Origin of the sequence: Serratia sp. OS31 (genome assembly GCF_014164835.1) — a bacterium.
GTDB lineage: Bacteria > Pseudomonadota > Gammaproteobacteria > Enterobacterales > Enterobacteriaceae > Serratia > Serratia liquefaciens_A.
This window is the reverse complement of the sequence record NZ_JACJFQ010000008.1, coordinates 67750-93837: the sequence shown is the minus strand read 5'-3', so window position 1 is coordinate 93837 and position 26088 is coordinate 67750. Positions and strand designations below refer to the sequence as shown.

Genomic DNA, 26088 nt, shown 5'->3' with positions numbered 1-26088 from the left:
CAGATGAAGAAAATTTTAGCTTTGCTAGTGATAGCGCCTCTGCTGATTTCCTGTTCCGGCAAAAAAAGCACCGAAGTCAACGAAGCCTGGGTCAAAGACACCAACGGCTTCGAAATCCTGATGGGTCAGTTCGCCCACAACATCGAGAATATCTGGGGTCTGAACGAAGTTCTGATCGCCGGGCCGAAAGATTACGTCAAATACACCGACCAGTATCAAACCCGTAGTCACATCAACTTTGATTCTGGTGCCATCACTATTGAAACCATCGCCACCACCGATCCCGCCGCGCATCTGCGCCAGGCGATTATCAGCACCTTGCTGATGGGGGACGATCCGGGTTCCATCGATCTCTATTCCGACGTCAACGATATCCAGATCAGTAAAGAGCCGTTCCTTTACGGCCAGGTACTGGATAACAAAGGCGCCCCTATCCGTTGGGAATGGCGAGCGGCGCACTTTGCCGACTATCTGTTGCAGACCAAGCTGCAAAAACGCACCTCCGGCCTGCACGTGATTTACTCGGTCACTATTCAGCTGGTGCCAAACCACCTGGACAAACGTGCCCACAAATACCTGCCGATGGTGCGCAAGGCGTCGGAAAAATACGGCGTGGAAGAGTCGCTGATCCTGGCTATCATGCAGACCGAATCGAGCTTTAACCCCTATGCGGTGAGCGGTTCAGATGCGTTGGGCCTGATGCAGGTGGTGCAGCACACCGCCGGTAAGGACGTGTTCCAGATGCGTGGTAAATGGGGCAAACCAAGCCGCAGTTACCTGTTCGATCCGGAAAACAACATCGATACCGGTACGGCTTATCTGGCCATTTTGCAGAACAACTATTTGGGCGGGATTCAAAACCCTACCTCACGCCGCTACGCGGTTATCACCGCCTATAACGGTGGCGCCGGCAGCGTGCTGCGCGTGTTCTCGAGTGACAGGACCCGTGCGGTGAGCATCATCAACGGCATGCAGCCGGGCGACGTCTATCAGACGCTGACCACCAAGCATCCGGCCGGCGAATCTCGCCGTTACCTGGTGAAGGTGAACAACGCCCAGAAGAGTTACCGACGCCGTTAGTCCCCCGAACAGGACGACCTCTTGCGTCGTCCTGTTCGCCTGCATTACCCCACAATGCTATAGCGATTACGTCCGAGATCCTTGGCGCGGTACAGAGCATGATCGGCTGTTCTCAGCAATTGTTCACGGTCTTGTCCCGGCTGCCATTGTGCAATCCCCTGGCTTACCGTCACCCATGGCGCAACCTCGGAAGTGGCATGTGGCATCGCCAAACCAGCGAGCAACGTCTCAACCCTCTTGGCTACCTGAGCTGCCTCGCAGACGTCGGATTTTGGCAGCAGGATAATAAACTCCTCGCCACCATAACGGGCCACCAGATCCTGCGAACGACGAGTGGCGCTTTCCAGGCAAGCAGCTAAACGGATCAGACATTTATCTCCCTGTTGATGACCATAATGGTCGTTATATTTTTTGAAAAAATCGACGTCCAATAGGATCAGTGAAAACGGCATCTGCAGAGTTGATTCCCGCAGCATAACCGCATCAAAATAATTGTCGAAGTAGCGGCGGTTAGCAATGCCGGTAAGCGGGTCGCGGTGTGCCAGCTTGCTCAAGCGTTCAATCAACTGCTTGTTTTCCTGTTCACGCTCAATCGCCAATTTGAACCATTGCTCCAGTCGGCTCTGCGCCGAATAGATAACAAACAACATCAGAGCATATGAAACCAGGTTCACCAATGAGAAGGCGCTGTGGATAAAGATATTTTCGACAATCGCCACGAGCAATATCGGAATGCTGAACAGGAAAAACAAACGTGGGGACAGATAAAAGGCAATAAGGGAGGAAAACAACAGGCCGAGGGACAACGGATAAACCAGGTTAATGTTGTTGTTGACGATAAGGTGGTGAAAAACACCACACCAACACAGAGTCAGCAACAAGATGCAAAAAACGCCACCACGCCAAGCCGCCAGTTCTCCCCTGTTAACCAACTGACGTAAGGTAACAAAAGACAGGACGGACACCAGTACCACGCTGCAAATCGCCGGCGCGCCGCACAATAAATGTATAAGAGAGCGCTCGTTGAGTGCCGTACTACGCTGGAACAGCAGATAGCACGCCAACAATACATTAACCAATAAGAACCAGTTAAAATTACGCAGCGTTGAACGTCGTTTCTCTCTGCCGACGCCCTCGAGATAACCCTCTTTTTTCATCATGTTAATCCGACATCGGTCACTTTTACCTAAAAGGTAGTGCCACCGCACGGCTTTGTCATCCCGCGCAGGATGATTTAAAAGCGGCCCTCTGGGCCGCCTAAAACTAGGGCTTGATCATATAGCCGAAAATGCGTTTCCAGCCGTGATCCTTTTTCTCGATATACACGCCCTGCAGCTCCGGCGAGAAGCCCGGCAGCCGGTTGATGCCCTCTTCCAGCGCCAGGAAATAACGCTGTACCGCCCCGCCCCAGACTTCACCCGGCACCACGCACAGCACGCCCGGTGGGTAAGGTAACGCGCCCTCTGCCGCAATGCGCCCTTCGGCCTGCCCGATCGGCACCAGTTCGACGTTGTCGCGGATAAACTCCACGTTGGCGTCCTGCGGATTCATCATCACCTGCGGGAAATGACGCTGACGGAACATCTCTTTTTGCAGCTGTTTAACGTCGAAGCTGACGTACAAATCGTGCATTTCCTGGCACAGCTGGCGAAGGGTATAGCCACGATAACGCTGCTCGTTCTTGCGATACACCGTTGGCAGCACCAGGCTCAGCGGCGCGTCCTCTTCCACGTAACGTTCGAACTGCACCAGCATATCCACCAGCTGTTCCATCTTGGCCGGGTTTTCCGCCGGGGTCAGCAGGAACAGGATCGAGTTAAGATCGCACTTCTCCGGCACGATGCCGTTTTCGCGCAGGAAGTTGGCCAGAATGGTGGCCGGCACGCCAAACTCGGTGTACTGGCCGGTGGCGGCATCAATACCCGGCGTGGTCAGCAGCAGCTTGCACGGATCGACCAAATACTGGTCCTGCGCATAGCCTTCGAAACCGTGCCATTTCTCATCCGGCACAAAGTTGAAGAAACGGGCATCGTTGGCGATCAAATCGGTGTCGTGATCCTGCCAGTTTTTGCCCGCAACCTGCAGCGGCACGAACGGCCTGAGCTGCGAACAACGTTCCAGCAGTTGCTTGCGCGTCTCGATGCCAAGCTTCACGCAGTCCATCCACATACGGCGACCGGCGGCCCCGGCATGCATCTTGGCGTTGACATCCAGCGCCGCAAACAGCGGATAGAACGGGCTGGTAGAGGCGTGCAGCATGAAAGCGTTGTTCAGGTGCTTGTGGTTGCAGTGGCGCTTCTGGCCCTTGATATGGTCGTCTTTCTTGTGGATCTGCGAGGTTTGCGAGAAACCGGCCTGCTGCTTGTGCACCGACTGGGTAACAAAGATGCCCGGGTCAAGCTCATCCAGCTCCAACAGCAGCGGTGAACACTCTTTCAGCATCGGGATAAAACCTTCGTAGCCCACCCATGCCGAGTCAAACAGGATGTAATCGCACAAGTGACCGATGGTGTCGATCACCTGACGCGCATTATAAATAGTGCCGTCGTAGGTGCCGAGCTGAATGATTGCCAGGCGGAAAGGACGCGCTGCCTCGGCTTTCTCCGGCGCTACCTGACGAATTTGTTCGCGCAGATAACGCTCGTCAAAGCAGCGGGAATCTATTCCGCCGATAAAGCCAAAGGGATTGCGCGCGGTTTCCAGATACACCGGCGTCGCACCAGCCTGGATCAACGCACCATGGTGGTTGGACTTATGGTTGTTACGGTCGAACAGCACCAGATCGCCACGGGTCAACAGCGCGTTGGTGACCACCTTGTTGGCGGCCGAGGTGCCGTTGAGCACAAAATAGGTTTTATCGGCGTTGAATACCCGCGCCGCATGCTTTTGGGCGTCCTTGGCCGAACCTTCGTGGATCAGCAAATCGCCCAGTTTGACGTCGGCGTTGCACATGTCGGAACGAAAAAGCGTTTCACCGTAAAACTCGAAAAACTTGCGGCCCGCAGGATGCTTGCGGAAAAACTCCCCGCCCTGATGCCCCGGACAGGCAAAGGTCGAGTTCTCCATTTCCACATAGGTTTTCAAGGTTTTGAAAAACGGCGGCAGCAGCGCCTGCTCGTAGGCATCCGCCGCGGCTTCCAACTGCGCCATATAAAACGCCTTGCTGGCGCCGTCCAGCGCAAAAACGCCGCTGATAAACGGCAGGTAGTCCGGGGAGAGATGCTCGTCACCGGCCACCGCCACAAAGGTCGGGATCTCAAAACCGGTGGCTTTAAGCTGCGCCAGGATACCGGCATTGACGTCATCAACCGACACCACCAACGCCGCAACGTCGGTATAATCCGTCTGCTCGACGCGGACAATCTGGCGCAGCGTTTCAATGGCGGCGACCAGGCTGGCACTGGTGGCTATTTTCAATTCTTTCATAGTGCTAACTCTCAAACGGTTAAGGATGAGGGTGTGCCACAAGGCACGGTGATGAGATAACAAAGGTTATCCCGGCAAATTGATGTCCGGGGTGGCAGCATAGAGCGCATGCGTGACCGGCTGATGATCTTAAGATTATCAGGGTACTATCGGGAACTGGTATCGGCAGCGTCCAATAGACATCAGTAAAATCAGAGCCGCAGCTCTATTTTTAATAATGCCTAACAGCGAGCATGAAGTTGCCTTACCGCATGCTGGGCTGGGCGTTTCTGGAGGACGGCGTTCGGGAAAGATAGCGGCGGAGTGGCGGCATCATCAGATGTCTGGTGCGCAGTGGCGCTTGAGGAACCATACCAGTCATGCCTGCAACCCTCTGACTTAAATGAGCGGAAACGCCGTTAGGGACGTAGAGTGCTAAAATTTGCGCAATGATTGCATGTTTTTTTATGAGGTTCAAGTAACTATTATGCTAATCACCCACTTGAACACACCAGCGTAACTAACTGTTATAAAAAGAATAAAAATAAAACACAGAAAAATCAAAATGGTATAAATACACGAATTTTTTGCATACTTATTGGGTGATAATGCCCCAAAACGCCGCAGGCCTCGATCGTCACTGCATGAAAATAGAGCAACCGATCGGCTTTGTGACAGAAAGCGATTGACGATATCCGGCCAATAGGGTTAAATGCGCCCCGTTGCCCGGATAGCTCAGTCGGTAGAGCAGGGGATTGAAAATCCCCGTGTCCTTGGTTCGATTCCGAGTCCGGGCACCATATTTAGAAGAACCCGCCTATGGCGGGTTTTTTGCTTTCTGGGGCAGGACTCTTCATCGAACAAGTTCGATTATTCGGCCAGTGGCCTCACCCTGCGGGCCAACGCTAAAGCGTTGTTCAATCCGGCGCAAGCACCGGTTGTCCGAGTCCGGGCACCCTATTTAGAAGAACCCGCCTATGGCGGTTTTTTTGCTTTCTGGGGTAGGACTCTCCATCGAACAAGTTCGATTATTCGGCCTAAAGGCCTCCCCCTGCGGGCCAACGCTAGAACACGCATATTTTCCCCCACAGAAGGGAACAATCACCATTCTTAAATAGCTTGTCTAAATGACTATATTATCTCTCATATATCACACACTATAAGATTATAATTACAGCCGTACACATCCAGCACATTTGTTTAAAGAATGATATAAATAACTCTACTTTCTTATAAACCAATTAATTATTAACTCAATCAAAAACATACAAGAGCACTTTAGTTTTCAACGTTAATGCCCGCGTAATCCAGCCCTTACAAACCCCACAATCCTTTGACTTAAATTAAAAAAACAAATTAAAAATAAAAAGTAATCGCATCACATATCAATTCATAACTGAAACAAATAACATCAAGTAGTCTAACCCACTTTAAATAATAAACACAAATAAGAACCGAAAGCTTTACCCCAGTTTGAAGTTGAGCTATTTTAGTCACGCCTAAATTTCGAGAGTGACAACAACTGACATCAAATAAATGGATGCATTACCACCCTATTCCTCGGCCAACTCTCCCTAAACCAAATAAAATATCAATCATATTCAAATTAACATAAGGGACGTTAATACCATGTTCATCTTTAAAGTTAAAAAAATAGCTTTCGCCATTAATGGCGCGTTAATACTAGGCACTGCGTGTTTTTTACCTGGCCTGCCGAATGCTTTCGCTGACATGCTAATCATCACTAATGGTAAGCAACGCGATGTAGAAAACAAAACGTTCGAGGGCCTTATGGCCATCGGAAAAGATACTAATATCACAGGAAAAAATATAACTGTACTTACCGATAGTTCAGATTATAGATCTGGGGTGATTGCCACTGACCAATCGCATATATCGCTGACGGATGGGAGCGTTACCACCCTTGGAAATATGGGATATGGGCTTGCGGCATATGGAAATGGGACAACCATCAGCACTACAGGCACCAGGGTGGAAACCAAAAAAGGGGGGGCAACGGGTGCCCTTGCTCAAGATGCCGCAACGGTAACCCTCAACGGCGGCAGCATAAAAACCGCAGGGGAGATGAGCAATGGGCTTCATGCAATAGGCACCGATTCTTCCGTTAACGCATCAAATGTCAACGTAGAGACAAATGGAAAAGAAGCCTATGGTGCGGCGGCTTACCAGGGCGGGAAAACCATCGTCAGCGGCGGGAGTATAAAAACCACTGGAGAGAATAGTCGTGGGGTCTATGTCAGCGATGCCGACTCCTCCATTGAAGTCTCCGATGCCAGTATAGAAACAACAGGCAAAGATTCTTATGGTGTGGCGGCATATCAAAACGGAAAACTAATCATTAACGGCAGCACTATAAAAACCGCCAATATCAACAGCCACGGTATTGTCGCTACGGATACGGGATCATCAGCTGAGATTATCAATTCGGCCATCGAAATAACCGGAGACAAAGCCTACGGCGCTGCGGCTTTGAATAATGCCAAAATAACGATTCGTGATAGCAGCATAAGAACTGCCGGTGAAGAAGGCCTGGGGCTCTTGGCCAAGGATAATAATGCCGCTATTGAGACGTTTAACGTAAATATCGAAACCACCGCCAAAGACTCATACGGTGCAGTGACTTATAAAAGCGGTAAAGTCGCCATTAACGGCGGCACAATAAAAACTTTCGCTGAACGAGGCTACGGGATAGGGGCTGCAGATGAGGGCTCATCTGCATCTGTAACTAATGTGTCCATAGAAACAAAGGGGTTCAATTCGCTGGGTGCTGGTGCCGGCAACAAAGGGGAAACGACTCTGGTTGGCGGAGATATAAGCACAACCGGAGAAATCGCTCACGGTCTGGTCACATATAACGGCGGCCGGATGAGCGTCACCGGGACTCAAATCCAGACCGAAGGGAAAAATGCCGCGGTTATTTTTGCCAATAGAGACACGCTATCCAAAGATAATGATGTCAGTACAGTCAACATAACTGACAGCACGCTGATGTCTTCCCTGGGGAGCGTTGTGGCTTCCTACGGAGCCGCGCTGGATGTGACGTTTAACAATGCCATTGCCCCACGCTCCGGCAGCGGCCTGCTGATTAACGCCTTTGATGCAGATCCCGGTGAGCATGCCGCTGTCAATTTCACTGCAAAAAACTCCAGCCTCTACGGCAATATCATTGCCGCCCCAGAAAACGTGGTATCGGTAAGGCTGGAAGATGCCACCCTTACCGGCGCAGCCAAAAATGCCACTAATATGGCTCTCGACCAAGGCGGAGTATGGACGGTAACCGATAATTCCTCGGTATCACAGTCTGTCAGCAACGCCGGCACCCTCGCCTTCTCTGCCCCGACCGGCGGGCAGTTTAAGACACTCACCACCCAAAACTACACCGGGAACAATGGCACTCTGATTTTCAATACCCTGCTGGGTGACGATAAGTCGCAATCGGACAGGCTGGTGATCACCGGCAACTCGGCGGGTAATTCAAACGTTCAGGTTAACAAGGCTGGCGGCAACGGCGCACAAACGGTCGAAGGCATCGAGCTGATTTCCGTAGGCGGAAAGTCTGAAGGCATTTTCACCAAATCAGGGCGTATTGCTGCCGGCGCCTATGATTACGACCTGGTGAAGAAAAACAAAAACTGGTATCTGACCAGCACGCAGGCAAACCCTGTCGACCCCGGCATATCGGAAGAAAAACCTGTTATCCCCCCTGTCGACCCAGGGACGTCGGAAAAACCTGTAACACCGGCAGAGCCTGTAATACCGGCGGATCCTTCAACGCCGCTCCCCCCGGTAAATCCTCTGGAACCAGCACGCCCTACCGAGCATATCTTCCGCCCAGAAACAGGCAGCTATGCCGCGAATATGCTGGCCGCCAATACGCTATTTACTCTCTCGCTGCACGACCGTTTGGGTGAAACCCAGTACACCGACGTGCTTACCGGTGAGAAAAAAGTGACCAACATGTGGTTACGTAACCAGGGTGGGCATCAACGCAGCAAGATGGCTGATGGTCAGAACAAGACTCAGGCCAACCGTTATGTGGTGCAGTTGGGTGCGGATCTCGCTCAGTGGAGCAGCGACGGACTCAACCGTTACCACCTCGGTGTGATGTCAGGCTATGCCAACCAGAAAAGCCATACCCACTCATCAGTTACCGGCTATGGCTCACGTGGGAACATTAATGGCTACTCCACCGGCATTTACGGCACCTGGTATGCGAATGCGGCAAATAAGTCAGGGCTTTATATGGATGGCTGGCTGCAATACCAGTGGTTTAACAACGAGGTGAATGGCGACAACCTCGACGCCGAGAAATATAAATCCCGTGGATTTACCGCATCATTAGCCAGCGGTTACAGCTTCCTTCTCGGTGAAAGCAAGAGCCGCCAGGGAATGACCAGAACCTTCTGGTTACAACCTCAGGCTGAGATTACCTGGATGGGTGTGAAAGCGAAGGAGCATATCGAGTCCAATGGCACTCGCGTGCAGGGCGACGGACAAAACAACATCCGCACCCGCCTTGGTGTCAAGGCGTACCTCAAAGGGCACAGCGCTATCGACAAAGGTAAGGATCGGACATTCCAACCCTTTGTTGAAGCCAACTGGCTCCACAACAGTAAAAACTTCGGCGTGACCCTGGATGACACCAGAGTCTCAATGGCCGGCACTCACCACATCGGCGAAATAAAAACGGGTGTGGAAGGGCAACTCGGCAACAATCTGAATCTGTGGGCAAACATTGGGCAACAAATGGGGGATAAAGGTTACAGCGACACCCAGGCTGCGCTTGGCGTGAAATATCTTTTCTAAAATGCACTTTTGACTGATGTCAGCGTTGGCCGGGGGCATAACTCCTTAAAGGATATTTTCCCTCGGCCAGCGCCTCTCGTTGCAGGATAATCGTACAACCCACCGCTAACGCCGGCCGTCCAAGGTCGGTTTCCTATGCAAAGATAGGGTCGAAAGACAGGTTTTTTGCTTTCCGGCATAAATGCTAATATCGCCTTTTCTCGATAAACAGAATCCAGCATGCCATCGTCTTATCGTCGCTTTCTAACCCTTGTTATCGCACTGATTATCGGCGTTGCCACCCCAGTGCTGGTACAGGCCAGGCCCGATCTGGAACGTACCATTGGCGCTACCGTTGCCGATAGCCCATCACCTGATTATCAATTCAGCGATCTGCGGCTCACTTCCGCAGACGGCCAACGTCGTTACCGTATCCGCATAGCGCAGCCACGCATTGCCCCACCGTCTACCGGCTATCCGGTGATCTACTTTCTGGACGGTAACGCGGTATTAATGGAGCTGAATGCCCATTTGCTGGCTCAGCTTGCCGTACAAAAACAGCCGCCGGTGCTGGTGCTGCTCAGCTATGACAACGATCTGCGCATCGACTCCAGGGACCGCAGTTACGACTACACGCCGGCTTCGCAACAGAAGGTGGGAAAGCAGCCCAACGGCGGCGCGGACGCTTTCCTGAAACTAATCGAAACCCAGGTTAAACCTGCCGTTGCCGCTAAGGTTACCGTTAATCCGCAGCAACAAACGCTGTGGGGCCACTCTTACGGCGGCCTCTTCGTCTTGCATACTTTGTTAACCCAGCCAGCCGCATTCCAGAATTACATCGCCGTAGAACCTTCGCTGTGGTGGGGGAAAGGGTTTATCCTGCAAGAAGCACAGCGGGTTATTGACCGACATCCGCCTTTGTCTGCCCATCTGCAGCTGTGGATCGGCGGAGCGGAAAAAATGCGTGAAGCGCCGCCGATTATCAGGCAGAGTCAGCTACCCGCAGACGCGGCTCAGAGCCTGGCCAAACGGCTGGCAACTCTTGACGGGCTTAAGGTTGACTACCGGGAGTGGCCTGGCCTGGACCATGGGGCTATGCTCAGCGCAGCCATAAAGCCAGCTTTGGAAGGCATAGCCAAAGACAAGGCTGCAGATCAATAACGTGCTGAAGTTGGGAGGATGCGAAACGCGGCGGCTCCCCTTTGGCAAGTTAGCTTGCTCTACCGGTGGAGCCTGAATAACTAATGTATTCCCTGGATGGGGCCCTGGTGAGGCACAATAGGAATAGATTGACTGAGCAGGACCAAAGGCTATTTATTACCGCGTATTACGTTATTTTCTGGCCCTGTCGCAGCTAATATAAACGCTTGAGCACATGACGGGAACGGGTGAAAACCACCCTTGTAATACATTATGAAAAGTGATAGTTAAACCGGCTGGGGCAGCCTCAGTTTGATTGCACTGCCAAACAATTATCACACGGAATTATATTATAACGATGAATATCAATATTACCGACCAGCCAAATCCGAAAGACGAAGAATTTGTGATTGACAGCCTTTGGGCCCATAACGCCAAAATCGAGCCCGTAGACATCCACCCTTTGTTTCTGACCGTGACTGATGACGAAGGGGCAATCGTCGCCGGCCTGGTAGCCAGAACCTGGTGGGGCGGGCTTGAGGTGCAGTATCTTTGGGTCAGCGACCAATACCGTAAAAGCGGTTACGGCCGTCAACTGATGGTACAGGCCGAAGAAGAAGCCAAGAAACGCGGTTGCCACATGGCTTATGTCGATACTTTCGACTTCCAGGCCCGAGGCTTTTATGAAAAATTGGGCTATCAGGTTTACGGCAACTTAGGCGACTATGCCAAACAGCATACGCGTCACTACCTGGCGAAAAAGATTTAACCCAATTTCAGTCGGTGAGGTCAGAATGGATTCGCCCGATAAAAGTAATGAATTCTATTTGAAAGGCCTGATTGCCATGATGGAGCACTTAAGTGAGCCCTGGGGCATTAAGGACCTGGCATCCCGTCATCTTTACATGAACCGGGCCGCCTACCTCTATACCAACACGCCATTGAGCTTTGATATAGCCGGTAAGCGAGACGACGAGTTCCCCGCCGACTGGGCCGAATCTGCGGCCGATTTTGTAGAACATGACAAAATGACCGAAATCTCGCGGGATCGGGTTGCCGTAATAGAAACGCATTATTGGTACGGGAAAGACAGCCTGACGCCGTTTATCAGCGAAAAACTGCCTATCTACAACGATAAGAAAGAAGTCTTCGGGGTAATGTGGAATGCCAAACCGCTTAACACCTTATCCCCGCTTAATTATATCAACCATCAAAAACCCAGCGTACTGACCACCGAAACCAACAGCACCATTTTTACCCGGGCTGAGCTTGACGTTATATTTTTAATGCTGCAACGGCTGTCGGTGAAAGAAATCGCCAAAATATATAACATCAGCAATAAGACCATAGAAAATAGAATATATAACATTTATCAGAAATCTGATGTCCACACACAGCAGCAGTTTGAGGAGTTTTGCAAATATGCGCGGCTGGACAGCTACATTCCCGATCGCCTGATAGCTAAAGGCATCCAGTTTATTTAAATAGCAAGGAATACCTCACCGTGATCAAAATCGAAGACTACCCGTTAACCCGGGTACCTCAGGATAAAAGAGTCTCGTTTCTAAGCGTGGCCATAGTGCATATGGGCATGTTGACCGCACTGGATCAGTTTATGCTGGGTGCCGTATTGGGCCATTCCATGACGCTGCTCGATGCATTTACCGCCATTTTCATCGGCAGCCTGATTTTTGGCGTAGTGACCTATGGCCTTGGCCTGGCGGGCATGCGTGAAGGGATCTCCGGCAGCCTGCTGGCCCGTTGGTGCGGCTTTGGTCGGTTGGGCTCGGTGTTGATCGGGGTGGTGGTCGCCGTCAGCCTGCTGGGCTGGTTTGGCATTCAAAACGCCATCTTCGCCAAGTCGCTGGATTTTGCTCTGGGGAACAAGCTGGGCTTTGGCCTGGCGGCCGGCCTGTCCGGCACCCTGCTGACCATTCTGGTGGCCTTTGGCTTCAAGGCGCTGCGCATCGCCGCCAGGATTGCGGTACCGATGTTTATTATGCTGGTGGCCTATATCTCCATCATCACCCTCACCGGCCACAATCTGCCTGAAATTATTCAATTGGTACCGCCGGGTGAACCTCTGTCGATCAGCGCCGGTATCACTATCGTGGTCGGCGGTGCGATTGTCGCCAGCCTGATGACGCCCGATCTGACGCGCTACTCCAAGAACGGCAAGCATGTTTTCGGCGTAACCATTTTTACCATTATCGCCGGGGAATTCGTGGTTAACGGCCTGGCGATACTGATCGCCAAAACCTTGGGCACGGCGGATGTGGTCACCATCATGTCACAGGTCGCCGGTGGCGCAGGCCTGCTGGTGGTGGTGTTCTCCACCCTCAGGGTTAACGACCTCAACCTGTATTCCTCTTCGCTGGGCATCGTTAACGCCGTCGAAGGCATGACGGGCAAAAGACTGAAGTACACCGCCACCACGCTGGTGATCGGCGTACTGGGCACCACGCTTTCGGTGCTGGGGATCCTCGACCGCTTCGTCGACTTCCTGACGGTGCTTGGCGTGGTGTTCCCGCCGATTATCGGCGTCATGCTGGTGGATTATTATCTGCTGCGCACCCACCGTAAAATTCTCGACGAGAGCCGTCGCGAAGGGAAATTGCCGGACCAGACGCCGACTATCGGCTGGGCGGCGATCATTGCCAGCATCGTCGGCAGCATCGTCGGGTTGGTAACCGAGTGGGGCGTGCCGACCATCAACTCACTGCTGGCCGCCAGCCTGTTATATTGGGTGTTCAAGTTGGCCATGAGCCGTTCCCAGAAGCCGGCGCCGGCGCAAAGCTGATTGATATCCCTGCTCTCCCGCTCTGGGAAGTGGGGATAATCGGAACATGAAGGGTGTTCGGTGATATTGCCGCAGCCTCTTTTAGGCGCAACAACAAATTGATATCGGTCGGCTGAAAGCCGACTGGCATCAATACGGAAGCGGGTTTTTTACTGCGGTGCTAAAACTGAAGACGTAGTGGGGATCCCTGGTGTCGGTAGCTAAAACATCCTTTAATACCCAGAGAATGGAAACGCCTCCCTCCCCGAGCTTTTTATTATAGAAGTTGTCAGACAATCGTTTATTAACCGTTTTGATCGTCAAGAAACACTTCAGTGTGGGTGAACATTAGCTCACGGAAACCACTATGGTCAACACAAAAGTAGACACAAAACTCACTTTTGTGTCTACTTTTCAAGATGCTTCATCTAAGCAATTGATTTATATTTAATTACCTAAATGTTACATTTTACTCATCATGATAAAAGCATCATTTGGCATGATGCATGACGTATAAAAACCCATTTTCAATGATTAATCAGCCGGTTACCCCCAGCTTCTCAGCGTCAGTTCTGGACAATGTTGGCGCGTGCGATATAGTAATGCCGGCCAGAATATTGTAAGGAATGCTTATGAAGACCACTAACGCGCAGCGTAAAATCAACATCATTAAGAATATTGAATATCTGATGCGCACCCGGGGCGAAACTAAAGCATCCTTCTCTAACCGCACTGGCCTGACGCGTACCACCATCTATAAAATTCTCGACGGCCGGGTCAACAATGTGCAACAGGCCACCGTCAACCGGATTTCAGATTTCTTTGGCGTTTCCTGTGAAGAGATCGAAGATTATGATCTGGCAAAACTGGAACTGCTGAACGAAACGCTTTCTACCGAAGGCAATAAAAACCCTTCCGCAGTCCCCGTAATTCCTCAGTCGCGTTTTTTAGCGGTTGCCGGTTGGAAAGTCGGCCAACTGGTGACGGAGTTTCCTTTGACTTATTTCTTCGGGGATGAGTCAAATATGGTAGCAATGAAAATAGAGACCGAAATAAAAGGTTCATTTATTCCAGGCGAGGTCATTATTATAAAACGCCCGCCGGTGCTGGTTTGCGATTCGCCTTTATTGTATCACTCGGGAAAAAACGGCTTCTTTGTGGTTAACGACAAAGAAGATTACTGCATGGAAAAAAATCATCAGGATACCGTGCAATTCCTGGGTTATATCTTTGGAGAACGGCTATAAATGGAACCGAATCAAAAGTTCAAGCTATTGGGCTTTACCCGGCATGGCACCCTGGCCGCCAATGTCATGATATTGGCCACCGGCAAAACCATCACCATGGGGCTCAATGAGCTGGCCGACAGCGAAATATCGGAAGATCTGAGCCGCCATGAGCTGCAGGCGCTGTACCGCAAAATCTACGGTAACAATCAGCAGCAAACTGCCTATGAGCTCAGCGATCGCCATGAACGATCGTGGTACGCCTACCTGATCATCACCGTCGCACTCAGCGTGATTTATATCTTCTCAACCCTGTGTGGCGTCAAACCGATTCAAATTCCCGCATTGAACCTCATCACTCCCCCGGCAATTTTTATTTACCCGCTCACCTTTATCCTGGTGGATATTCTGAACGAGTTTTACGGGCTGCGGCTGGCCAGGCGCACCATCATCATCTCGTTTATGGCAAACCTGATTTTCGTGCTGGGCGTCTGGGTCACCACGCTGGTGCCAAGTATTCCGCAGTGGGAATTCAGCAAGACCTATGACGGCATCGTCCACAGCATCATGGCGGTCCTGGTGGCGTCGTCTGCGGCCTATTTAATCTCCGAGAACGTCAACTCTTACCTGCTGTGCAAAATCAAAGAGCTGACCAACTCCCGCTACCTGTTTGTACGCGTGATCACCAGTACCGTGGTCGCCTCAGCCATCGACAGCGTGGTGTTTTGTACGCTGGCGTTCTACAACGTCCTGAGCTGGGATATCATCAAGACCATGATCCTGTCACAGTTCTTGATCAAGGTCGTTTACGCCCTGGTGGGTGTCGGGCCGATTTACGCCGCTCGCAGCCTGTTTAACCGCTATATCAATACCGATCATGCAAGGAGCAATGAATATGCATATCAAAAAACAAGATAAAATCACCCATCTTGGCGCTAACTCCGATTATCCGGACCAGTACGCTCCCGAATTGCTCGAGGCCCTGCCCCGCTCCCGCGGTCGGGATTTGATCGGTGTAGATGAACAAAACCTGCCGTTCAGCGGCTTTGATCTGTGGACCGCTTTCGAGCTTTCCTGGCTCAATGCCAAAGGCAAGCCGGTGGTGGGCATTGGCGAATTCACCCTGCCCCACTCTTCCACCAACCTGATCGAGTCCAAGTCATTCAAACTTTATCTCAACAGCTTTAACCAGACGCGCTTCGACAGCGTGGAACAGGTGAGTGCCGCGATGCAAAAAGACCTGTCGCAAGCGGCAAACGGCCAGGTTGGGGTTAAGCTCTATCCGGGGCTGGACGGGTATTCGCCGCAGATCGACAGCCTGCCGGGCATCAATATCGACGATCTGGACATTGCCGTGGATGATTTCGACTTTAAGCCGGAATATCTGCACGGCGCGGCAGACCAACAGGGGGACATCGTGACCGAAACCCTGTCGTCCAACCTGCTGAAATCCAACTGTCTGGTCACCAACCAGCCGGACTGGGGCAGCGTGGTGATCCACTATCAGGGCCGGAAAATCGATCGCGAGCGCCTGCTGCGCTACCTGATCTCCTTCCGCCAGCATAACGAGTTCCACGAGCAGTGTGTCGAGCGCATTTTCAACGACATCAAGCAAAGCTGCCGACCGGAAAAGCTCAGCGTTTTCGCCCGCTATACCCGCCGCGGCGGCCTGGACATCAACCCGTTCCGCAGCGACTTCGAAACGGCCCCCACTCTCGGTCGTCTGATCCGACAATAAGCTTCCCCATCAATGCCCCCATGCGGGGCATTCAGGTTGTTGACAAAGGGGGATAAAAGCGTGGTTTTTCCCCCTTTGTGTGTTGCCCGCCGAAAATCAATAAATTGATTTTCCTGATTTATTTTCAAAAACTTTAACGCCAGCTGACAAACATTATATGTTTGTCAGCTGTCTCAATGCCCCCTGCGGGGCATTATTTTTCCCCTGTTCATCTCCTTGTTATTTTTCGCCATTACCGTCGTTAGCAACTATCTTCAAAGCAAACCTCAGGGAGTTTAACGACGCATGCCTGACTTTTCGCGCAGAGAAATACTGCGGGCTGCCGCCATCGGATCGGCTTTTTCACTGTTACCCGCCTCGATCCGCAAAGCCTTGGCGATCCCAGCCAATAACCGTACTGGCACGATCAACGATGTCGAACACGTGGTGATCCTGATGCAGGAAAACCGCTCCTTCGACCATTACTTCGGCACGCTGCCCGGCGTACGCGGTTTTAGCGATCGCATGACCATTCCATTGCCCGGCAACCGTCACGTCTGGCAGCAGCAAGGGGAAGATCGGCTGGTGCTGCCTTACCACCTGGACAGCAAACGCGGCAATGCCCAACGGGTAAGCGGCACGCCGCACTCGTGGGTGGATGAGCAATCCGCCTGGGACAGTGGCCGCATGAGCGCCTGGCCGACCTACAAAACGCCGACTTCGATGGGCTATTACCGTCGGCACGAATTGCCCTTCCAGTTTGCCCTCGCCGAAACCTTCACCCTGTGCGACGCCTATCATTGCTCGATCCACGCCGGCACTAACACCAATCGCTTGTTCCACTGGACCGGCACTAACGGCCCGACGGCGGCCGGGGTCGCCGTAGTGGTCAACGAATGGGACAGCCCAGGCCCACCCGACGTGGGTTACCAATGGCAAACCTATCCGGAACGGCTGGAAGCCAGCGGCGTCAGTTGGAAGGTCTACCAGTTTTTACCGGATAACTTCACTGACAACCCTTTGGCGGGGTTCCGTCAGTACCGTGCGGCCAGCGTGAAAGTGGGCAATCCGGCGCAGCCGCCGAAGGACTTTACTGCCTTTGTCCCCTACCGCGACGAGCTGAACGCCGAAGCGCCGTTATACAAAGGCAATGGCAATACGCTGCCGGCGGCGGACGGCAACGATTTAGAGGCCATGCTGGCCGGTTTCCGCGCCGACGTGCAGCAGTGCAAATTACCGCAGGTAAGCTGGATCATCGCTCCAGCGGCCTATTCAGAACACCCCGGGCCTTCCAGCCCGGTGCAGGGTGGGTGGTTTACCCAAGAGATCCTCAATGCGCTGACGGAGAATCCCGAGGTGTGGAGCAAAACCGTGCTGCTGGTCAATTATGATGAAAATGATGGCTTCTTCGATCATATGCCGTCACCCTCCGCACCGTCGCTGCGTGAAGATGGCAGCTTCGCCGGTAAATCGACGGTGCCGTTCGACAGTGAAATCTTTCAGCATGTCGCCCCACCAGGTTCACAGGAACAACCGCCGCCGGACGGCCGCATCTATGGCCCCGGCCCGCGTGTGCCCATGCTGGTGCTGTCGCCCTGGAGCCGCGGTGGCTGGGTCAATTCGCAGGTGTTCGACCACACTTCAGTGCTGCAATTTCTCGAGAAACGCTTCAAGGTACATGAACCCAATATCAGCGCCTGGCGACGCGCGGTATGTGGCGATCTCACTTCGGCCTTTAACTTTGTCGATCCCAACGGGGAAACCTTGCCCAACCTGCCCGTCACCAGCCGCAATTCCGCCGACAGCCTGCGCCAGCGGCAGGAGCAATTGCCGCAGGTGCCTCTGCCGGCCGCGGACAAACAACAGTTGCCGCATCAGGCGCGGCTGGCACGCCCTTCACGCGCCCTGCCTTACCAATTGCATGTTGAAGAAACCCTCTACCCCAGCCAGCAATTACTGACGCTCAACCTGTACAACACCGGTACGCAAGGGGCGGTATTCCACGTTTACGACCGGTTGGATCTGAATCAGATCCCACGGCGCTATACCGTCGAGGCCGGCAAAGCGCTCAGTGATAACTGGTCCGTGGCGGACGAGTACCACCTGTGGTTACTGGGCCCGAACGGCTTCCATCGTGAGCTGCGCGGCGCCATTGGGCAACCGCAGCCGGAAGTCCGGCTGACGCCACAAGGCGACCAGCTGTCATTAACGCTCACTAACCCCACCCGCCAGGCAATAACCGTGACTATCGCCCGCTGCCCTTATACGCAAAACGGCCCCTGGTCGATTGAGCTGCCGGCAGGAGGACGCCACCAGCAGGCCTTTGACGCCAGGATCAGCGGAGGTTGGTACGATATTTCATTGCAGGGTTCCGGCGACTGGCAGCGCCGGTTGGCAGGACGGCTGGAGACCGGTGAGCACAGCGTCAGCGATCCGCTGATGGGCAAAGCCTAAGATATCCGCACGGGGGTGTTCAAAAAGCGAAAGGATATGGATTATCATTAGCCTCTTTATTCAATACCCGATGCCCAAGGATCTCCATGCCTGCCGTTCTTATTGCCAAAGCCAGCCGTTGGCTGGCCGCCTGCGCCCTGCTGATGGTCAGCGCCGTACAGGCCGCACCGATCGTCGTGACCGATGTCGCGGGTCGAGAAGTCACCCTGCAGCAGCCCGCCCAGCGGGTGATCCTGGCCGATGCCCGCGCGCTGCTGGCACTGAATATACTGCATCCGCAGGAGCCGTTGAAAAATATCATCGCCTGGGATAACTCGCTGAAGGTGAAGGCACCGGATCTGGTGGAGGCCTACGCGAAAAAATTCCCGCAGGTGATGCAGATCCCCACCTTCGATAACCCTTACGTCAGCGATTTCAGCGTAGAAAGCGCCGTTGTCCGTAAGCCGGATCTGATCATTTTCGACATCGGCCTGCTGAGCAAGCTGAAGGACAGCGGCGTGCTGGCCCAGTTGGAAAAAATCGGCATCCCGGTACTGATTATCGACTTCCGTCAGCAGCCGCTGACCAACACCGTCGCCAGCATGCAACTGTTGGGCAAGGTGTTTGACGAGCAGCAAAATGCCGACGCCTTTATCCAGCTCTACCAGCAACGTCTGGATCTGGTACGCCAGCGGGTGGCTACGCTGAAGCCGGCACAGCGCCCCAGCGTGTTTATCGAACGCAGCGCCGGCATGAAGGGCGAGCAGTGCTGCAACACCTTCGGCAAGGGCAGCTTTGGCCAGTTTATCGATACCGCCGGCGGCAACAACATCGGCAGCAAACTGTTCCCGGAAATGGGCGGTGAGGTGAACGTGGAACAGATGATCGCCAGCAACCCGGATTTCTATCTGATGACCGGCGCCGACTGGAGCCGCGGTCATAAAGGCACATTGGCGGTTCCCCTGGGCTATGCCACCGATACGGCCACCACAGAGAAAAAGCTGGCGGTACTGATGAACCGCACCGGACTGAACGTGCTGAAGGCGGTAAAGGAAAAACGCGTGATGGCGATTTACCACCAGTTCTATGACACGCCGCTGAATTTTATTGCGGTCGAGGCCATCGCTAAATTCCTGCACCCGGACTTATTTAAAGATATTGATCCGCAAGCGGATATTGAAATGGTGCACCATAAATTCACCGCGCTGGATCACAGCGGCGTGTTTTGGGTCACGGCAAAATAATCCCCCGCTCGGGGCCCGCCAGCCGGGCTCCGACACCTTTCCCCGCCGTTTGCTTACCGGTTGAATTATTCCGCAACAAAGCTATTTACTTGCCAATAATTATCATTAAGATTGTCATTTCTAAAAAAACACATCCGGGTTCGAAACTTTTAAGGCATTATTATGTCAATTCTTTTTCGTCTTTCGCTGTTGGCGGCTTCCGTTGCCATGGCTCTGCCAGTCCTTGCTGCTGATAATAAATCTCAAAATAATGCGCCTGCCGACAATATTACCGTCGTCGGCAACTGGCTGGATAACCCGGATACCAGTTCGGTGTTGCTCAACCACCCCGGCGCACGTTCCATCGTGACCGAACAACAAATGCATGAACAAGGCGATCAGACCATTGCCGATACCCTGCGCGGCGTGCCTGGCGTGCAGGTGCGCGACAGCAACGGTACCGGCGGCAGCGACATTTCGCTCAACGTCGGCGTACGTGGCCTGACTTCTCGTCTTTCACCTCGCTCCACCATTTTGATGGACGGCGTCCCCTTGGCGGTCGCGCCTTACGGCCAGCCACAGCTGTCGATGGCACCGCTGTCGATTGGCAGCCTGCAATCGGTTGACGTGGTGCGCGGCGGTGGCGCGGTGCGTTACGGACCGCAAAACGTCGGCGGCGTAATTAACTTCGTCACCAAGGACATCCCAAAAACCTTCGGCGGCGCGGCCAGCGTCCAGACCCAGGGCGCCAGCCACGGCGGCCTGAAAACCCTGACCAGCACCTCGCTCGGCGGCACCGCCGACAACGGCTTCGGCGCAGAACTGCTGTATTCCGGCCTGCACGGCCAGGGCTATCGCGACAACAACGACAATACCGACATCGACGATTTCATGCTGAAAACGCGCTATGCGTTTACCGATCGTGATGAGTTGCTGGCCAATTTCCACTATTACGACGCAAAATCCGGCATGCCGGGCGGGCTGAGCAGCGCGCAGTATGCGCAAAATCCGTTCCAGTCGACCCGTCCGTGGGACCAGTTCGAAGGCCGCCGCAAGGACATGTCGTTCAAATATAAGCACCAGGAAGACGACAAGCAGTTCGAAGTGCTGACGTATTTCACCGACAGCTATCGCGGCAGCAGCATCGAATCGGAAGGCACCGGTAAAAACGCCGGGATGAAGCGTATGGTGTCTTACCCACGCCACTACTCCACCTGGGCGATTGAACCCAGCTACTCGCAGGTCTTCCGTTTCTGGGACATGGCGCACGAGATCACCCTCGGTTACCGCTACCTGAACGAAACCATGGATGAAAAAGCGTCCCGTTCTGCCTGGTACAACCCGGCAGATATCGGCTCCACCCCGGAAACGCCGGATTACTATCAGCACACCTCCGGCGGCACCGCAGCCCACGCGCTGTACATAGACGACACCATCAACGTCGGCAACTGGACGGTTACGCCGGGCCTGCGCTATGAAAGCATCCGCACCCATGTGGACGATTCGTTCAACAATATCAGCCGCGAGAAGAGCTACAGCGAACCGCTGCCGTCACTGAATGTCATGTACCACATGTCCGACGCCTGGAAGCTGTTCGCCAACGCCAACACCTCGTTCGGCAGCATGCAGTACTTCCAGTTGACCAAGGGCGGCAACGGCAACCAACCCGCACCGGGCCTGACGGCGGAAAAAGCCCATACCTATGAGTTCGGTACCCGTTACGACGACACCATCGTCAAAGCCGAGGCCACGCTGTTCTATATCGATTTCGATAACCAGCTGCAGTACATCAGCAACGACGTCGGCTGGACCAACATGGGCGCCACCAAGCACAAGGGTATCGAGCTGGCGCTCAGCTACGATCTCAGCGAACTGAACCGCGCGCTGGATGGCGTAAGCGTCTACACCAGCTACACCTATACCAAAGCCAGCACCGACAAGGGCGACTTCGCCGGTAAGGATCTGCCGTTCTATTCACGCCAGGTATATACCGTCGGCACCCGCTACGCCACCGGCAGTTGGGTGTGGAATCTGGACAGCTATGCCCAGTCCAGGCAGCACTCGCCGGGCACCGGGCCGGATTACGTCACGCAGGAAAGCGCCGACGGCCAGTTTGGCAACATCGCCGGGTATATGGTGTGGAATATGCGTGGGGAGTATAACTTCGGGCCGCAGCTGTCGAACCTGACGCTGGGTGCCGGGGTGAAAAACCTGTTCGATCAGCGCTACTTCACCCGCTCCAACGACAACAACTTCGGCAAATACGTCGGTGAACCGCGCACCTTCTTCGTGCAGGGTTCCGTGGCGTTCTAAGCATCAGCGCCCTCTTCGGAGGGCGCTGATCTCAGCGACAGTGCAGACGAAACAGGCGCGCCAGGTGTGCGCCCATCGGCGTCAGCGTGGTGTCCTTACGCTGAATCAGATAAAACGTCGCCTTTGGCAAGCTTTCTTCCAGTGCCAGTGGTACCAGATGCTTACCCAGTATTGGATCAGAGATCACATCTACCGATAAAATACTGACGAAATCACTTTGCGCCACCAGGCTGGTGCAGGCCATAAATGTCTCACAGGTCACGCTGATTGACGGCGCCATTCCCAAATCCCCGAACAGATCGTGCAGCAGGCGATAGTAGCTGCCTTTGGGCGTCGGCATGGTCCAGTCGCAGTGCTGCAGCTGTTTCAGGGACGTCGCTCCTTCCATCGGATGCCCCTTGCGCACCACCACCTTGTACTCTTTTTCCATCAGCCGTTCGTACTGTAATTCATTGTCCAGGCTGCTGGGGTAATAGGTATTGACGGTAAAATCCAGCTCACCCTGGCGCAGTTCCGGGATCATCGACACCAGCTGTCCTTCGACAATCCGTACTTTGACCTTCGGGTATTCACGATGAAACTGGGTGATAACCTGCGGCATGACGGTGCGCGCAATGCTGCCGCCTACGCCGATATTCACCGAACCACCCGCCAGCCCCAGCCGTTGCTGAATATCCTCCTGCGCCACCCGCAGCTCTTCGAGGATCAGGCTGGCATGCTGGAAAAAGTTATCGCCGCAGTCGGTCAGCACCACGCCCTGGCTGCGGCGAATAAACAGCTTGGCCCCCAGCACCTGCTCCAGCTCCTGAATAGACTTGGTTAACGCAGGCTGGGAAAGGCGTGAAGTGCGGCTGGCGGCGCGGATGCTGCCCTGGCGACTGACTTCTACAAACGCACGTAATTGGTGCAATTTTATTGAGGCTGGCATAGGAAAATGGCGATAACCGTTGTTTATCAATAGCAAGATATTGGCATCTTATTTAGCCTGATTCCATTGTGTACATTCGAAAAAAACAGAATATATAACCAAATTCTTATTTCGCTTAATTAATCGCATTTTCTGCGCCAATAAGCGCTATTCACGGCAGTTAGTCACTAAATACGTCTTTTTTTCATTAAATAGCTTCACCGTCTGATTTGGTTCAGCGCACCACTGCTGCCCGGCATTTACCTGGGCGCGATAACTTATGAGATATCAAAATGAATAATCCGCTTTCGATGTTGGTGACCGATCTGTACCCGCAGCTGCAGGCCTGGCGGCGTGACTTTCACCGCTACGCCGAGTCCGGCTGGTTTGAATTCCGCACCGCTACCCTGGTGGCGGAAGAGCTGGATCGATTGGGCTACCGCCTGCAACTGGGTCGTGAAGTGATTAACGCCGACGCCCGCATGGGGTTACCGTCGGCCGAGGCTCTGCAGGCTCAGGAGCAGCGCGCCCGCGAACAGGGTGCGCTGGAAAAATGGCTGCCACATTTTTCCGGCGGCTTCGCCGGTATTGTCGCCACGCTGGATACTGGCCGCCCCGGGCCGGTGATCGCCTATCGCGTTGACATGGACGCGCTCGATCTCAACGAAAAGCTGCAGCCGGATCACCTGCCGTTTCGCGAAGGTTTTGCCTCCTGCAACAGCGGCATGATGCATGCATGCGGTCACGATGGCCACACCACCATCGGCCTGGGACTGGCACACGTTTTCAAAAGCCTGGAGCCTCAGCTCAACGGCACCATCAAACTGATTTTCCAACCGGCGGAGGAAGGCACCCGCGGCGCAAAATCCATGGTGGAAGCCGGCGTAGTGGACGACGTTGATTTCTTCACTGCGGTGCATATCGGCACCGGCGTACCGGCCGGCGAGCTGGTGTGCGGCAGCGACAGTTTTATGGCGACCAGCAAACTCGACGTCACCTACCGTGGCGTGGCCGCCCATGCGGGGGCCAAACCGGAAGATGGCCGCAATGCGCTGCTGGCGGCGGCACAGGCCACGCTGGGGCTGTACGCCATTCCACGCCACAGCGAAGGCAGCTCGCGCATCAACGTCGGTGTGCTGCAGGCAGGGACCGGTCGTAATGTGATCGCCGACCTCGCATTTATGAAAGTAGAAACCCGTGGCGCCACCAATGCCATCAACGAATTTGTTTACCAGCAGGCGCTGAACGTGATTGAGGGCGCGGCAAAAATGCACGGCGTTGAATGCGATATCGCGCTGATGGGCGCGGCGCAGAGCAGCAAACCGACCCAGCCGTGGGTGGACTACATTCACCGCCAGGCGCAGGACATTGCCGAACTGAGTTCGGTGGTCGACCGCCGCGAACAGGCCGCCGGTTCTGAAGACGCAACCTACATGATGGAACGGGTGAAATCGCACGGCGGACAGGCCTCGTATGTGATCTTCGGCACCGAGCTGAGCGCCGGGCACCACAATGAGAAGTTTGATTTTAACGAACAGGTCATGGCGGTGGCAGTAAAAACGCTGGCGTCGCTGGCGCTTAACCTGCCTACTTTTGGGAGCCAAGCATGAGCTATCCACAGCTGCTGAAGTTTATCCATCACTACATTGACCAACACCAGCCGCGTTTTAGCGCACTGAGCGACAGCATCTGGGATCACCCGGAAACACGCTTTACCGAAACCTATTCTGCCAATTTGCTGGCCGATGCGCTGGAGCAAGAAGGTTTTACGCTTGAACGCGGCATCGGCGGCATTGAAACCGCATTTATCGCCAGCTATGGCGGCGGCCAGCCGGTGATCGCCCTGCTGGGCGAGTACGACGCCCTTGCCGGATTAAGCCAACGGTCAGGCTGCGCCACGCCGCAACCGCTGGTCGAAAACGGGAACGGTCACGGCTGTGGTCACAACCTGTTGGGCACCGCCGCATTGGCAGGAGCCTTCGCGGTCAAAGCCTGGATGCAGCAACAGCACCTGACCGGCACCGTGCGTTTCTACGGCTGCCCTGGCGAAGAGGGCGGTTCCGGCAAAACCTTTATGGTACGCGAAGGGCTGTTCGATGACGTCGACGCCGCCCTCACCTGGCACCCCGAAGGCTTCAGCGGCATGTTCAATACCAGCACCCTGGCCAATATTCAGGCGGCGTTTCAGTTCAAGGGGGTCGCCGCGCACGCCGCCAACTCACCCCACCTTGGCCGCAGCGCGCTGGATGCCGTGACATTGATGAACACCGGTGCCAACTTCCTGCGTGAGCACATCGTGCAGGAAGCGCGATTGCACTATGCAGTTACCAATACCGGCGGCAGTTCGCCCAATGTGGTGCAAGCCGACGCCGAAGTGCTGTATCTGATCCGCGCGCCGCAGCTCGATCAAGCGCAAGATATTTACCAGCGAGTGATCAACATCGCCAAGGGTGCAGCGCTAATGACCGACACCCAAATGACGGTACGTTTCGACAAGGCCTGCTCCAACTATGTGCCAAACCGCAGCCTGGAGCAGGTGATGTATCGCCACGTCTGTGACTTCGGTCTGCCGGAGTACAGCGAGGAGGAGCGCAGCTTCGCCACCGAGATCCGCCAAACGCTGAACAAGGACGACCTGCGTAATGCCAAGTTGAATATCGCCCGGACTGGCGGGGCGGCCGGCCGTGAATGGGTGCAAAACCTGGGCGACAAGGTACTGATGGATGAAGTCGCGCCTTATGTGGCCTCGGAAGATCTGCTGTACGGCTCCACCGACGTCGGCGACGTCAGTTGGGTGACGCCGACCGCTCAGTGCTTCAGCCCGTGCTTTGCGCTCGGCACCCCGCTGCACACCTGGCAACTGGTGGCGCAGGGCCGCACCTCTATCGCGCACAAGGGCATGTGCCTGGCGGGCAAGGTGATGGCGGCCACCGCCATCGACCTGTTGAGCGACAGCGCACTGCTGGCGGAGTGCCGCCGCGAGTTCGAACGCCAACGCACAGAACAGCCGTACAGTTGCCCAATCCCGCCAGGGGTTAACCCTTCGCCGTTAAAATAAA

Annotated in this window: 17 protein-coding genes and 1 tRNA gene; 15 read left to right on the top strand and 3 right to left on the bottom strand. The window is 54.2% G+C overall.

The annotated features are described in order from the left end of the window. Positions 1 to 3 precede the first annotated feature (3 nt). Positions 4 to 1080: a membrane-bound lytic murein transglycosylase MltC gene (gene mltC / locus H5P17_RS09410; protein ID WP_020828615.1), complete on the top strand. Its 1077-nt coding sequence runs from the start codon at positions 4 to 6 to the stop codon at positions 1078 to 1080. A gap of 44 nt (positions 1081 to 1124) precedes the next feature. Here mltC and H5P17_RS09405 read toward each other — a convergent pair whose 3' ends face one another. Together H5P17_RS09405 and speF are read right to left on the bottom strand one after the other, a co-directional pair. After that, the gene (locus H5P17_RS09405) at positions 1125 to 2240 is read right to left on the bottom strand and encodes a GGDEF domain-containing protein (protein WP_182822528.1); all 1116 of its coding nucleotides are present in this window, start codon (positions 2238 to 2240) and stop codon (positions 1125 to 1127) included. Between the two features lie 103 nt (positions 2241 to 2343). Further along, on the bottom strand, positions 2344 to 4506 hold the full coding sequence (speF, locus tag H5P17_RS09400; RefSeq protein ID WP_182822527.1) for an ornithine decarboxylase SpeF: 2163 nt from the start codon (positions 4504 to 4506) through the stop codon (positions 2344 to 2346). 703 nt (positions 4507 to 5209) lie between these two features. Here speF and H5P17_RS09395 point away from each other — a divergent pair. The 12 genes from H5P17_RS09395 (at position 5210) to H5P17_RS09340 (ending at position 22122) form a co-directional block, all read left to right on the top strand. Then, positions 5210 to 5285: transfer RNA gene (locus H5P17_RS09395), tRNA-Phe, on the top strand. 829 nt (positions 5286 to 6114) lie between these two features. Next, on the top strand, positions 6115 to 9312 hold the full coding sequence (locus H5P17_RS09390) for an autotransporter outer membrane beta-barrel domain-containing protein (protein WP_182822525.1): 3198 nt from the start codon (positions 6115 to 6117) through the stop codon (positions 9310 to 9312). A gap of 219 nt (positions 9313 to 9531) precedes the next feature. Further along, positions 9532 to 10452, top strand: coding sequence for an alpha/beta hydrolase (locus tag H5P17_RS09385; RefSeq protein WP_182822523.1), 921 nt, complete (start codon positions 9532 to 9534; stop codon positions 10450 to 10452). A 337-nt stretch (positions 10453 to 10789) separates the two neighbouring features. Further along, on the top strand, positions 10790 to 11200 hold the full coding sequence (locus H5P17_RS09380) for a GNAT family N-acetyltransferase (RefSeq protein ID WP_044553450.1): 411 nt from the start codon (positions 10790 to 10792) through the stop codon (positions 11198 to 11200). 25 nt (positions 11201 to 11225) lie between these two features. Continuing rightward, positions 11226 to 11915 carry a PAS and helix-turn-helix domain-containing protein gene (locus tag H5P17_RS09375; protein WP_044553451.1) on the top strand — a complete coding sequence of 230 codons (690 nt, stop codon included), beginning with the start codon at positions 11226 to 11228 and terminating at the stop codon, positions 11913 to 11915. 20 nt (positions 11916 to 11935) lie between these two features. Next, the gene (locus tag H5P17_RS09370) at positions 11936 to 13231 is read left to right on the top strand and encodes a cytosine permease (protein WP_044553452.1); all 1296 of its coding nucleotides are present in this window, start codon (positions 11936 to 11938) and stop codon (positions 13229 to 13231) included. Positions 13232 to 13842: 611 nt separating this feature from the next. Then, positions 13843 to 14457 carry a helix-turn-helix transcriptional regulator gene (locus tag H5P17_RS09365; protein WP_020828621.1) on the top strand — a complete coding sequence of 205 codons (615 nt, stop codon included), beginning with the start codon at positions 13843 to 13845 and terminating at the stop codon, positions 14455 to 14457. After that, entirely contained in the window at positions 14458 to 15354 is an 897-nt protein-coding gene (locus H5P17_RS09360; protein WP_020828622.1) for a queuosine precursor transporter, read from the top strand. It begins immediately after the preceding gene. Further along, positions 15332 to 16174 carry an NADPH-dependent 7-cyano-7-deazaguanine reductase QueF gene (gene queF / locus H5P17_RS09355; protein ID WP_182822521.1) on the top strand — a complete coding sequence of 281 codons (843 nt, stop codon included), beginning with the start codon at positions 15332 to 15334 and terminating at the stop codon, positions 16172 to 16174. The genes H5P17_RS09360 and queF overlap by 23 nt, the downstream gene beginning before the upstream one ends. Before the next feature lie 285 nt (positions 16175 to 16459). After that, a complete protein-coding gene (locus tag H5P17_RS09350) occupies positions 16460 to 18607 on the top strand; it encodes a phosphocholine-specific phospholipase C (protein ID WP_182822519.1) in 2148 nt (715 codons plus the stop codon). 143 nt (positions 18608 to 18750) lie between these two features. Next, a complete protein-coding gene (locus H5P17_RS09345) occupies positions 18751 to 19830 on the top strand; it encodes an ABC transporter substrate-binding protein (protein ID WP_370570032.1) in 1080 nt (359 codons plus the stop codon). A gap of 162 nt (positions 19831 to 19992) precedes the next feature. After that, complete coding sequence (locus H5P17_RS09340) at positions 19993 to 22122, top strand: TonB-dependent siderophore receptor (RefSeq protein WP_182822515.1); 2130 nt, start codon at positions 19993 to 19995, stop codon at positions 22120 to 22122. A gap of 31 nt (positions 22123 to 22153) precedes the next feature. Here H5P17_RS09340 and H5P17_RS09335 read toward each other — a convergent pair whose 3' ends face one another. Next, positions 22154 to 23050 carry a LysR family transcriptional regulator gene (locus tag H5P17_RS09335; protein WP_041414962.1) on the bottom strand — a complete coding sequence of 299 codons (897 nt, stop codon included), beginning with the start codon at positions 23048 to 23050 and terminating at the stop codon, positions 22154 to 22156. Positions 23051 to 23322: 272 nt separating this feature from the next. Here H5P17_RS09335 and H5P17_RS09330 point away from each other — a divergent pair, with 272 nt between their 5' ends. Then, positions 23323 to 24639: a M20 family metallo-hydrolase gene (locus tag H5P17_RS09330; protein WP_044553457.1), complete on the top strand. Its 1317-nt coding sequence runs from the start codon at positions 23323 to 23325 to the stop codon at positions 24637 to 24639. After that, positions 24636 to 26087, top strand: coding sequence for a M20 family metallopeptidase (locus H5P17_RS09325; protein ID WP_182822513.1), 1452 nt, complete (start codon positions 24636 to 24638; stop codon positions 26085 to 26087). The genes H5P17_RS09330 and H5P17_RS09325 overlap by 4 nt, the downstream gene beginning before the upstream one ends. The last annotated feature ends 1 nt before the right edge of the window (position 26088 follow it).

Bases quoted from the DNA above. Each gene is read 5' to 3' on its own strand.
- mltC (WP_020828615.1), top strand. From the start codon at position 4: ATGAAGAAAATTTTAGCTTTGCTAGTGATAGCGCCTCTGCTGATTTCC.
- H5P17_RS09405 (WP_182822528.1), bottom strand. From the start codon at position 2,240: ATGATGAAAAAAGAGGGTTATCTCGAGGGCGTCGGCAGAGAGAAACGA.
- speF (WP_182822527.1), bottom strand. From the start codon at position 4,506: ATGAAAGAATTGAAAATAGCCACCAGTGCCAGCCTGGTCGCCGCCATT.
- H5P17_RS09390 (WP_182822525.1), top strand. From the start codon at position 6,115: ATGTTCATCTTTAAAGTTAAAAAAATAGCTTTCGCCATTAATGGCGCG.
- H5P17_RS09385 (WP_182822523.1), top strand. From the start codon at position 9,532: ATGCCATCGTCTTATCGTCGCTTTCTAACCCTTGTTATCGCACTGATT.
- H5P17_RS09380 (WP_044553450.1), top strand. From the start codon at position 10,790: ATGAATATCAATATTACCGACCAGCCAAATCCGAAAGACGAAGAATTT.
- H5P17_RS09375 (WP_044553451.1), top strand. From the start codon at position 11,226: ATGGATTCGCCCGATAAAAGTAATGAATTCTATTTGAAAGGCCTGATT.
- H5P17_RS09365 (WP_020828621.1), top strand. From the start codon at position 13,843: ATGAAGACCACTAACGCGCAGCGTAAAATCAACATCATTAAGAATATT.
- H5P17_RS09360 (WP_020828622.1), top strand. From the start codon at position 14,458: ATGGAACCGAATCAAAAGTTCAAGCTATTGGGCTTTACCCGGCATGGC.
- queF (WP_182822521.1), top strand. From the start codon at position 15,332: ATGCATATCAAAAAACAAGATAAAATCACCCATCTTGGCGCTAACTCC.
- H5P17_RS09350 (WP_182822519.1), top strand. From the start codon at position 16,460: ATGCCTGACTTTTCGCGCAGAGAAATACTGCGGGCTGCCGCCATCGGA.
- H5P17_RS09345 (WP_370570032.1), top strand. From the start codon at position 18,751: ATGGTCAGCGCCGTACAGGCCGCACCGATCGTCGTGACCGATGTCGCG.
- H5P17_RS09340 (WP_182822515.1), top strand. From the start codon at position 19,993: ATGTCAATTCTTTTTCGTCTTTCGCTGTTGGCGGCTTCCGTTGCCATG.
- H5P17_RS09335 (WP_041414962.1), bottom strand. From the start codon at position 23,050: ATGCCAGCCTCAATAAAATTGCACCAATTACGTGCGTTTGTAGAAGTC.
- H5P17_RS09330 (WP_044553457.1), top strand. From the start codon at position 23,323: ATGAATAATCCGCTTTCGATGTTGGTGACCGATCTGTACCCGCAGCTG.
- H5P17_RS09325 (WP_182822513.1), top strand. From the start codon at position 24,636: ATGAGCTATCCACAGCTGCTGAAGTTTATCCATCACTACATTGACCAA.